General features: G+C 66.7%; 11 protein-coding genes. 5 read left to right on the top strand and 6 right to left on the bottom strand.

The window, feature by feature from the left end; translation table 11 throughout:
* The first annotated feature begins 4 nt into the window (after positions 1-4).
* From tal to pgl, 5 genes are read left to right on the top strand one after another with little or no spacing between them, the layout of a single operon-like run.
* Complete coding sequence (tal, locus tag AB0N75_RS08405; protein WP_364647832.1) at positions 5-1,129, top strand: transaldolase; 1,125 nt, start codon at positions 5-7, stop codon at positions 1,127-1,129.
* The gene (locus AB0N75_RS08410; protein WP_364647835.1) at positions 1,126-2,736 is read left to right on the top strand and encodes a glucose-6-phosphate isomerase; all 1,611 of its coding nucleotides are present in this window, start codon (positions 1,126-1,128) and stop codon (positions 2,734-2,736) included. Before tal ends, AB0N75_RS08410 begins: the two co-directional genes overlap by 4 nt.
* 2 nt (positions 2,737-2,738) lie before the next feature.
* Positions 2,739-4,298, top strand: a complete 1,560-nt coding sequence (gene zwf / locus AB0N75_RS08415; protein ID WP_364647838.1) for a glucose-6-phosphate dehydrogenase — start codon at positions 2,739-2,741, stop codon at positions 4,296-4,298.
* Positions 4,295-5,236, top strand: a complete 942-nt coding sequence (locus AB0N75_RS08420) for a glucose-6-phosphate dehydrogenase assembly protein OpcA (RefSeq protein WP_364647841.1) — start codon at positions 4,295-4,297, stop codon at positions 5,234-5,236. Before zwf ends, AB0N75_RS08420 begins: the two co-directional genes overlap by 4 nt.
* The gene (gene pgl / locus AB0N75_RS08425) at positions 5,226-6,017 is read left to right on the top strand and encodes a 6-phosphogluconolactonase (protein ID WP_364647844.1); all 792 of its coding nucleotides are present in this window, start codon (positions 5,226-5,228) and stop codon (positions 6,015-6,017) included. The genes AB0N75_RS08420 and pgl overlap by 11 nt, the downstream gene beginning before the upstream one ends.
* Before the next feature lie 9 nt (positions 6,018-6,026).
* Here pgl and AB0N75_RS08430 read toward each other — a convergent pair whose 3' ends face one another.
* From AB0N75_RS08430 to AB0N75_RS08455, 6 genes are all read right to left on the bottom strand, one after another.
* Entirely contained in the window at positions 6,027-6,449 is a 423-nt protein-coding gene (locus AB0N75_RS08430; RefSeq protein WP_241912970.1) for an RNA polymerase-binding protein RbpA, read from the bottom strand.
* Positions 6,450-6,602: 153 nt separating this feature from the next.
* Positions 6,603-6,854 (bottom strand): preprotein translocase subunit SecG, encoded by a 252-nt coding sequence (secG, locus tag AB0N75_RS08435; protein WP_127515609.1) that lies wholly within the window; start codon positions 6,852-6,854, stop codon positions 6,603-6,605.
* Between the two features lie 46 nt (positions 6,855-6,900).
* Positions 6,901-7,716 carry a triose-phosphate isomerase gene (gene tpiA / locus AB0N75_RS08440; RefSeq protein ID WP_364647849.1) on the bottom strand — a complete coding sequence of 272 codons (816 nt, stop codon included), beginning with the start codon at positions 7,714-7,716 and terminating at the stop codon, positions 6,901-6,903.
* Between the two features lie 107 nt (positions 7,717-7,823).
* Positions 7,824-9,062, bottom strand: a complete 1,239-nt coding sequence (locus AB0N75_RS08445; protein ID WP_364647852.1) for a phosphoglycerate kinase — start codon at positions 9,060-9,062, stop codon at positions 7,824-7,826.
* Between the two features lie 35 nt (positions 9,063-9,097).
* Positions 9,098-10,108 (bottom strand): type I glyceraldehyde-3-phosphate dehydrogenase, encoded by a 1,011-nt coding sequence (gap, locus tag AB0N75_RS08450; protein WP_364647855.1) that lies wholly within the window; start codon positions 10,106-10,108, stop codon positions 9,098-9,100.
* Positions 10,109-10,191: 83 nt separating this feature from the next.
* Positions 10,192-10,575: Fe-Mn family superoxide dismutase (locus AB0N75_RS08455; RefSeq protein WP_364647858.1), on the bottom strand; the 384-nt coding region annotated here is incomplete at its 5' end.

Below are 10,575 nucleotides of genomic sequence, written 5' to 3' on the forward strand. Positions count from 1 at the left end.
CGCGATGTCCAACCCGAATACCCAGGCTCTCTCCGATGCCGGTGTCTCCATCTGGCTCGACGATCTTTCCCGCGAGCGGATCAGTTCCGGGACCCTGAAGGCCCTGATCGACGAGATGAACGTCGTCGGCGTCACCACCAACCCGTCCATCTTCGCCTCGGCTCTGCAGGACGGCCGCAGCTACGAGGCACAGGTGAACCAGCTGGCCGCCGACGGCGCCGACGTGGACACGGCGGTCTTCGCCATCACCACGGCCGACGTGGCCGAAGCCTGCGACCTGTTCTCCGCGCTCGCCACGGACACCGACGGCGTGGACGGCCGGGTGTCGATCGAGGTGGACCCGCGGCTGGCCCGGGACACCCGCGGCACCGTCGAGGAGGCCAAGCACCTGCACAAGGCCGTGGGCCGGACCAACGCGTTCATCAAGATTCCGGCCACCACCGAAGGCCTGGAAGCGATCACCGAGACCCTGGCGGCCGGCATCAGCGTCAACGTCACGCTGATCTTCTCGCTGCAGCGCTACCGCGAAGTGATCAACGCCTTCATGCTGGGGCTGGAGCAGGCCAAGGAAAACGGCAAGGACCTTGCCAGCCTCCACTCGGTGGCCTCCTTCTTCGTGTCCCGGGTGGACAGCGAGATCGACAAGCGCCTGGACGCGGTCGGCTCCGAGGAAGCAACCGCGCTGAAGGGCAAGGCCGGCGTCGCCAATGCGCAGCTGGCGTACCAGATCTACGAAGAGCAGTTCGCCACCGAACGCTGGCAGGTCCTCGCCGCGTCCGGTGCCCGGCCGCAGCGTCCCTTGTGGGCTTCCACCGGGGTGAAGAACCCGGAATACCCGGACACTTTGTACGTCACCGAACTGGTGGCCAACAATGTGGTCAACACCATGCCGGAGAAGACGCTGGAAGCCGTCGCGGACCACGGCAAGATCGAGGGCGACCGGGTGACCGGCAGCTACCAGGAAGCCAACAAGGTGCTGGACCAGATTGCCAAGGTCGGCATTTCCTACAACGAAGTGGTCGAACTGCTCGAGGAAGAGGGCCTGGAGAAGTTCGTCACCAGCTGGCAGCAGCTGCGGGAGACCGTCCAGACCGCGCTGGACTCGGCACCGGGGGCTCCGAAGGCATGAGCTCGCTGGCCTTCGAAGCATCGGGAGCCGCGCTGGCCGCTGTCCGCCGGCACATCGACACCTTGGTCGAGGACCGGGTCGCGTCCCGGATCGCCGCCCAGGACAATACCGTGTGGGGCCCGGAGGCTGAAGCGGAGGCCGCCATCCGCCTCGGCTGGGTGGACGCCGCGGCGCTCTCCCGGCCGTTGGTGGCGGACATCCTGGAGCTTCGCAAGGAACTTGCTGCCGAGGGCGTGACCCGGTTCGTGCTGGCCGGCATGGGCGGTTCCTCGCTGGCTCCCGAGGTCATCGCCAATACCGCCGGGGTGGAGCTGACCGTGCTCGACAGCACGGATCCGCAGCAGGTAGCTGCCGCGCTGGCGGAGCGGCTTGCTGACACCGCCATCATCGTGGCGTCCAAATCCGGTTCCACGCTGGAAACAGATTCGCAGCGCCGGGTCTTCGAGCAGGCATTTGCCGACGCCGGTCTGGATGCCGCCTCGCGGATCATTGTGGTCACCGATCCCGGGTCGCCGCTGGACCAGGCGTCCCGGGAAGCCGGCTACCGGGCGGTGTTCAAAGCCGATCCCGACGTCGGCGGGCGCTACTCCGCGCTGACCGCTTTCGGGCTGGTCCCTTCCGGGCTCGCCGGTGTGGACATCGAAAAACTGCTTGACGACGCCGAAGAGGCAGCCGAAGTCCTCTCCGAGGACTCCACCGACAACATGGCTCTGGCTCTGGGCGCGGCCCTAGCCGGTACCGAACCGCTGCGCAACAAAGTGGCCATTGCCGACGAAGGCTCCGGCATTGTCGGCTTCGGCGACTGGGCCGAACAGCTGATTGCCGAGTCCACCGGCAAGCTGGGCACCGGCGTGCTGCCGCTGGTCGTCAACTCCGGTGATCCCGAGACTGTTTCCAAAGCCGCCGATGTGCTGGTCGTCCGGCTGGTCTCGCCCGATCACGAGGTAACCCTCGGAGCCGACGAAGTTGCCGTCGGCGGCAGCCTGGGCAGCCAACTGCTGCTCTGGGAGTACGCCACGGCAGTGGCCGGCCGCCTACTGGGCATCAACCCCTTCGACCAGCCGGATGTGGAGGCGGCCAAGGTCGCCGCGCGCGGACTGCTGGAAGAGCGCCCGGAGGCGGTCCTTCCCGACTTTACCGACGGTGCCGTCCAGGTACGCGGCAGCGGGCTGGCCATGGGCAACTCGCTCGACGACGCGCTCCGCGACCTGCTGCGCAAACTTGGGCCGGACGGCTACGTCAGCGTGCAGGCCTATCTTGACCGCTTCGGCCAGGCCGAACTGGAACGGATCCGCCCCCTGCTGGCCGAAGCCACCGGCCGTCCTGTGACCTTCGGCTGGGGACCGCGCTTCCTGCACTCCACCGGCCAGTTCCACAAGGGCGGACCGGCCACCGGCGTCTACCTGCAGTTGACCGGCGAAGCAGCCGCGGACGTCCCCATCCCGGGCCGACCGTTCAGCTTCGGCGAACTCATCGACGCCCAAGCAGCCGGCGACGCCAACGTCCTGCGCGAGGCAAACCGCCCCGTCCTGCGCCTTCACTTGGCTGACCGTGCGGCGGGTCTGCGCCAGGTGATCGACGCCGTCTCCCGACTCGCCGGAAAGTAGTCATGGCACCTTCCACTGCACACGGCCGTCCGGCCAACCCGCTGCGGGACCCCCGCGACCGCCGGCTGGACCGTATTGCCGGCCCGTGTTCCCTGGTGCTGTTCGGCGTCACCGGAGACCTGGCGCGGAAGAAGCTTATGCCGGCGGTTTATGACCTGGCCAACCGCGGACTACTGCCGCCCAGCTTCGCGCTGGTCGGCTTTGCCCGCCGGCCGTGGGACGACGCCGAATTCGCCGCGCAGGTGAAAGAGTCCGTGCAGCAGCACGCCCGCACCCCGTTCCGCGAGGACATCTGGACGCATCTGGCTGCCGGCATCCGGTTTGTCGAAGGAGCATTCGACGACGACGACGCCTTCGAGCAGTTGGGTGCCACGTTGAAGGAGCTCGATGAACAGCGCGGGACCCAGGGAAACCACGCGTTCTACCTCTCAATCCCGCCCAAGGCCTTCGAGCAGGTGTGCCAGATGCTCTCCTCGCACGGCCTCGCCCAGGCCACCGAAGATGCGCCGGGCACGCCGTGGCGCCGGGTGGTTATCGAAAAGCCCTTCGGCCATGATCTGAAGTCCGCGCGTGAGCTGAACAACATCGTTGAATCGGTTTTCCCGCCGGATGCGGTATTCCGGATCGACCACTATTTGGGCAAGGAGACCGTCCAGAACTTACTGGCGCTTCGCTTTGCCAATCAGTTGTTTGAACCGCTCTGGAACGCAAACTATGTGGACCATGTGCAGATCACCATGGCGGAAGACATTGGGATTGGCGGCCGTGCGGGCTATTACGACGGCGTCGGCGCGGCTCGCGACGTTATCCAGAACCACCTGCTCCAACTGTTGGCCCTGACCGCCATGGAGGAACCGATCTCCTTCAACGCGGAGGACCTGCGGGCGGAAAAGGAAAAAGTGCTGGCCGCTGTCAAGCTCCCCGAGGACCTCTCGACCCATTCGGCCCGGGGGCAGTACACCGGCGGCTGGCAGGGCGGGGAAAAGGTCACCGGATATCTGGAGGAAGAAGGCTTCAACCCGGATTCGGTCACCGAGACCTATGCGGCGCTGCGGCTGGACATCCACACCCGGCGCTGGTCCGGTGTTCCGTTCTACCTGCGCGCCGGCAAGCGGCTGGGCCGCCGGGTGACGGAGATCGCCGTCGTGTTCAAGCGGGCGCCGAATCTGCTGTTCCCGAACCACAGCGAGGACGACTTCGGCCAAAACGCGGTGGTGATCCGCGTGCAGCCGGACGAAGGGGTCACCATCCGCTTCGGTTCCAAGGTGCCCGGTACCCAGACGGAAGTCCGCGACGTCACGATGGACTTCGGCTACGGGCACGCGTTTACCGAGTCGAGTCCCGAGGCCTATGAGCGGCTGATCCTGGACGTACTGCTCGGTGAGCCGCCGCTGTTCCCGCGGCACCAGGAGGTCGAGCTCTCGTGGAAGATCCTGGACCCGTTCGAGGAATATTGGGCCGAGAGCCGGACCCGGCCGGAGCCGTACTCCCCCGGCAGCTGGGGGCCGGCGTCGGCCGATGAACTGCTGGCCCGCGACGGACGCACTTGGAGAAGGCCGTGATTAAAGACCTGAAAGACACCACCACGTCGAAGGTCTCGAAGGAGATCGTGGCCATGCGCGAGCAGGGCGGCGTTGTGGCGCTGGGCCGCGTGCTCACCCTGGTCGTGGTGACTCCGTTGGGCCATGAGGAGGAAGCCATCCTCGCTGCCAATGCAGCCAGCCGTGAGCATCCCTGCCGGATCATCGCGCTGGTGGATGCAGGTTCGAAGGAGAAGACCCGCCTCGATGCCCAGATCCGGGTCGGCGGCGACGCCGGAGCGGCCGAGGTCATCGTGCTGTACGGTTACGGCCAGCTGGCTGCCGAAAGCGAGTCCTTGGTGGCTGCCCTGCTGCTGCCCGATGCGCCGATCGTGGCCTGGTGGCCGCACGGCATGCCGAAGGATGCTTCGCGCACCTCGATTGGCCGGATCGCGCACCGCCGCATCACGGATTCCGGCAATGAGGCCGACCCGCAGCGGGCGCTGTTCAGCCTGCGCGACACCTACACCGCGGGCGATACGGACCTGGCCTGGACCCGGCTGACCAGCTGGCGCGTCCAGCTGGCTGCCGTCTTTGACCAACTGGAGCCAGCCCCGGTGACAGCCGTTGCGGTGGAGGGGGCGTCCGACTCCCCCAGCACCGTCCTGCTGGCGGCGTGGCTGACGCTGGCCTTGAACGCGCCGGTCACCATCGTGGAGAACCTCGCGGGCACCGGCATCAGGGGTGTGGAGATCTCGCGCACCACCGGCGACATCCGCATCCTGCGTCCCGGCGCCAGTGTGGCCGAACTTCTGCTGCCCGGCCAACCGGTCCAGCGGATCTCGCTGCCGCGCCGGCCGCTGGAAGAATGCCTGGCCGAAGAGCTTCGCCGGCTCGACCCGGATGATGTTTTCGGTGAAGTATTGACCGATGGATTGCCCCGGACCAATTTGAGGAGCGTGCGCCGCAGTGAACGCTGAACCACACGTCATAGTCCATTCCGACGTCGCCGCCGTCGCGGGCGCGACCGCCCAGAGGCTGGTGGAGCGGCTGGCCGCCGCCCAGGCCGAACGCGGCGAAGCCACCGTGGTGCTCACCGGCGGCAGCCTGGGCATCAACACCCTGAAGGCGGTCGCCGCCGTTGAGCTTCCCGCCGGTTTCGACTGGTCGAAGGTGAATGTTTGGTGGGGTGACGAACGCTTCGTCGCGAAGGACAGCCCGGACCGCAACGAGCGGCAGGCGCGCGAAGCGCTGCTGGACGGGCTTCCGCTGGACCCGGCCCGGGTGCATCCCTTCGGCGCCGCCGGCGAATACGCCGACCCGGACGCGGCCGCAGTTGCCTATTCCGCCGCCCTCCGACAGGCTGCGGCCGACGAAGGCACGAGTGGCCCGGTGCCGAAGCTGGATGTGCTGCTGCTGGGCGTCGGCCCTGACGCCCACATTGCCTCGCTGTTTCCCGAAATGGCCGGAATCCGGACTGAGGACCGCTCGGCCGTCGGTGAAACCGATGCGCCGAAACCGCCGCCGGAGCGCGTGTCCCTCACGCTGCCCGCGATCAATGCGGCGGACGAGGTGTGGCTGGTGGTGGGCGGCAGCGACAAGGCCGGCGCGGTGGGGCTGGCCCTGGCCGGCGCCAGCCCGGTGCAGGTTCCCGCCGCCGGCGCACGCGGACGCAAGCGAACAGTATGGCTGCTGGATCAGGACGCGGCGTCCAAGCTGCCGGAGACGCTGCTCTCCCCGGCCGACAACGGCAACGACTAGTACGGGCCTCTAGTCGCCGCGGCGCTGGCGCCCTGACTCCGCCCGACGAAGTGCTTCCCGCCGGCGCCGCCGCAACTTCTCCAGGGCCTGTTCCACCACGGCCTCCGCCTCGTCCGGGCTGCGCCGTTCCTTGGCGTACTCCAGATGGCTCTTGTAAGGCTCGTCGCTGCTGCGGGCCTCGGCACCGCCTCCGCCAGGTTCCCTGGCCGCCGTCTGGCCGCAGTGCGGGCAGTCCCACGAGGTGGGGATGTCGGCTTCGCTGAGATTGGCGAAAACCGGTGTGGTCTGGTGTCCCTTCGGGCACCAGTAGGTGACCGGGACTTTGGTGACCGGCACCACCGTCCGGCCGGTCACGGCCTGCCAACCGGCAAGCCCGGCGCCCGTTTCGGAACCGACCCGGACGGCCCGGAAGGAATTCGACGGATCAACCATGTTTGCCCCCGATTACCAGAATGGATGCCCCCTGCATCGGGCACCAGTCTACGGTGGGAACAGCGCAGGGTTAAGGGGTCGGGGCAAAGTCTCTCGGAATTCCGTCCCAGCCGAAACCGGTCCGGTGAGCGGCAGGGCCGGAAGAAAAGTCGCTTAGGATTCCGCGCTGAAACGCATCATCAGGCCCAGGGCCACGATGACCGTGCCCCAGACCAGTCCAAGAACCACCGTGAACCGGTTGAGGTTTCGCTCTGCGACGCCGGACGATCCCAGGCTGGTGGTCATTCCACCGCCGAACATGTCGGACATGCCGCCACCGCGCCCCTTGTGGAGCAGGATGAGCAGGGTCAGCAGCAGGCTGGTGATGCCGAGCAGGATTTGCAGAGTGATCTTCAGAGCTTCCACAGTGGCCTTTCGTCAGCTGTCGGGATATCCCAGTGGCGGGCAGACATCACTTTGTCAGCAGATGGTGTTCGAACCTGACAATATTAGCAAATTCGCCCGCGTCCAGGCTGGCCCCGCCAACCAACACGCCGTCCACGTCGCGTTCGTTCAGGATTGCCGCAGCGTTGCCCGCCTTTACTGATCCGCCGTAGAGCAGGCGGACGCCGGCTGCCACGCTCTCGTCGAACAGCACGGCCATCTCGGCGCGGATGGCGGCGCACATCTCCTGAGCGTCTTCAGGGCCGGCCACCTCCCCCGTACCGATCGCCCAGACAGGCTCGTAGGCGATGACCAGTCGGGCCGCTTGCTCGGCATCGAGGCCAGCCACATCGGCACGCAACTGGCTGAGCGTGTGCTCCACGTGGTTTCCTGCTTGGCGCACGTCAAGGCCCTCGCCGACGCACAGAATGGGGGTCAGCTTGTGCCGGTAGGCCGCCTTCAGCTTCGCGTTCAGCAGGGCGTCGTCCTCGCCGTGGATTTCGCGCCGCTCGGAGTGGCCCACCAGCACATAGGTGCAGCCCAGCTTGGCGAGGAACTGTCCGGAAATGTCCCCGGTGTACGCGCCCGAGTCCTGCGGCGAGAGATCCTGGGCGCCGTAAACAAGCTTCAGATTGTCGCCGTTGACCAGCGTCTGCACGCCGCGCAGATCCGTGAACGGGGGAAAGACCGCGACCTCCACCCGGGTGTAGTCGTGCCGGGCATCGCTGAGCGTCCAGGCCAACTTCTGCAGCAAGGTGATGCCCTGGACATGGTCCATGTTCATCTTCCAGTTGCCGGCGATCAGCGGTTTGCGGTCGAACTTGCCGTTGGTCGAAGTGGTCACTGCGGTCTCCATCTGTGGTGCTGGGCGTCGTTCTGCGCGGCCGGGCCGCGCGGTGGCTGGGCAATGCCGGAACCAACCGCCGTATGGCGGCGAAGGTCCGGGCGGCGTCAGCGGTCCAGTGCGGCGAGGCCGGGCAATTCCTTGCCCTCAAGGTATTCGAGGCTGGCACCGCCGCCGGTTGAAATATGGCCGAAAGCGTCGTCGTCGAAGCCCAGCGTACGCACCGCAGCGGCGGAATCGCCGCCGCCGACCACGGTGAAGCCGCCGCTTCCGGTCAGAGCCTTGGCAACGGTGCGGGTCCCGTTGGCGAAGGCATCAAATTCAAACACGCCCATCGGCCCGTTCCAGAAGACCGTATTGGCCGAATGGATCTGGTGCGCGAAGGCTTCGGCCGATTCCGGACCGATGTCCAAACCAATGCCATCGGCACCGAACGAGGTCGATTCGATGCCCTCGGCGGGCACCACTTCCCACGCGGCGTCGGCAGCGAACTTCTCCGCAACCACGATGTCGGTCGGCAGGATGAACGTGCACCCCAGTTCCTTGGCACGGGCGAGGTAGCCGCGCACCGTGTCCAATTGGTCCATTTCCAGCAGGCTGGCGCCGACCTTGTGCCCTTGCGCGGCGAGGAAGGTGAAGACCATTCCGCCGCCGACCAGCAGGTAGTCCGCCTTGCCCAGCAGGTTTTCGATCACGGCCAGCTTGTCCGAGACCTTGGAACCGCCCAGCACCACCACATACGGCCGCTGCGGGGCCTCGGTGAGGCGATTCAGCACCTGGAGCTCCGTCCGCACCAGGTCGCCCTGGTAGGCGGGAAGCAGGCGGGCAATGTCGAAAACGGAAGCATGTTTGCGGTGCACGGCGCCGAAGGCATCGTCCACATAGGCCCCGTCGCCGGCGGTGAGCCCGGCGAGTTCGGCGGCAAAAGCCTCACGCTCGGCGTCGTCGTTGCTGGTTTCGCGCGGATCGAAGCGCACGTTCTCCAGCACCAGCACTTCGCCGTCCTGCAGGCCGGCAGCTGCCTCCCGGGCTGCCGGACCCACGGTGTCCTCGGCGAACTTGACCGTCACAGCGGCCAACTCTTTCAGCCGGGCGACCGCGGGGCGCAGCGAGAACTTCTCCTCGGGCGCGCCCTTGGGCCGGCCGAGGTGTGCCGTCACGATGACCCGGGCCCCGGCCTCCGCCAGCTTGGTGATGACCGGCAGCGAGGCGCGGATGCGCCCGTCGTCGGACACCTTCAGCCGGGGCGATTCGCCTTCCAAGGGGACGTTCAGGTCCGAACGGACCAACACGTGGCGTCCGCGGACTCCGGCGGCCAACAGTTCATCGAGAGAATGTGCAGTCATTTCTACCTTCGTGCGGAGGACGGGTGGTGCCGTGCCTAGGACAGCTTTGAGGCGATCAGGACAGTCAGATCCAACAGACGGTTGGAGTAGCCCCACTCGTTGTCGTACCAGCCAACAACTTTCACCTGGTTACCCATAACCTTAGTCAGTCCCGAGTCGAAGATCGAAGACGCCGGGTCTGTGACGATATCGGACGACACGATGGGGTCCTCGGTATAAGTGAGGATTCCGGCCCAGTGCGGGTCCGCGGCGGCGTCCTTGAAGGCCTCGTTGACCTCTTCCACCGTCGCTTCGCGGGACAGCGTGACGGTCAGGTCCGTCATGGAGCCGGTGGGCACCGGCACCCGCACCGCGAAGCCGTCCAACTTACCCTGCAGCTCGGGGAGCACCCGCCCAATGGCCTTCGCCGCGCCGGTTGACGTCGGCACCAGGTTAATGGCCGCCGCGCGGGCGCGCCGCAGGTCCCGATGCGGGCCGTCCTGGAGGTTCTGGTCGGCGGTGTAGGCGTGAATGGTGGTCATCAGCCCGTGCTCGATGCCGAACTTTTCGTGCAGCACCTTGGCCAGCGGTGCCAGGCAGTTGGTGGTGCAGGAGGCGTTCGAGATCAGGTGGTGCGCATCGGCGTCGTACTCGCCGTCATTGACGCCCATCACGATGGTGATGTCCTCGTCCTTGGCGGGCGCGGAAACCAAGACCTTCCTGGCGCCTGCCTCCATGTGCTTGCGGGCGCCACCGCTCTTGTTGAACCGCCCGGTGGATTCGATCACGATGTCCACGTCGAGTTCGCCCCACGGCAGGGCTGCCGGGTCCTTCTCGGACAGGACACGGATCTTCCGGCCGCCGACGATCAGGTTGCCGGCGTCCACCTCCACCGTTTCCGGCAGGATGCCCAGCACGCTGTCGTATTTGAGCAGGTGGGCCAGAGTGTCCGCGTCGGTCAGGTCATTGATGGCCACGATTTCCAGATCCGGTTTCTGGGCCAGAGCTGCGCGGAAGTAGCTGCGGCCTATCCGGCCGAATCCGTTGATACCTACTCGAGTAGTCATGTGCGTCTACCTCCTGGAGGAGATGGCGGCCGGTGCGGGGATTCCCATCTCCCCCGCCCGGCCGGTGCCTGATAGGTTCGGCCTTACCTGGCCGGGGTGATCAGCGCGGAAGCGCCGGTGCGGGCGGCGTCGAAGCGGGCGGCGACGTCGGCCCAGTTGACGATGTTCCAGAACGCCTTGACGTAGTCGGCCTTGACATTGACGTAGTCCAGGTAGAAGGCGTGCTCCCACATGTCCAGCATCAGCAGCGGGATGGTGCCCACCGGAATGTTGCCCTGCTGGTCGTAGAGCTGCTCGATGACCAGGTTGCCGCCCAGCGGTTCGTAGGCCAGCACGGCCCAGCCCGAGCCCTGCAGGCTCAGCGCCGCGGCACCGAAGTGGCCGCGGAACGCGTCGAAGGAACCGAAGTACTCATCGATCGCCGAGGCCAGCTCGCCGGTGGGCTTGTCGCCGCCTTCCGGGGAGAG

The sequence above is a fragment of the Arthrobacter sp. NPDC089319 genome (assembly GCF_040684925.1).
Lineage (GTDB): Bacteria > Actinomycetota > Actinomycetes > Actinomycetales > Micrococcaceae > Crystallibacter.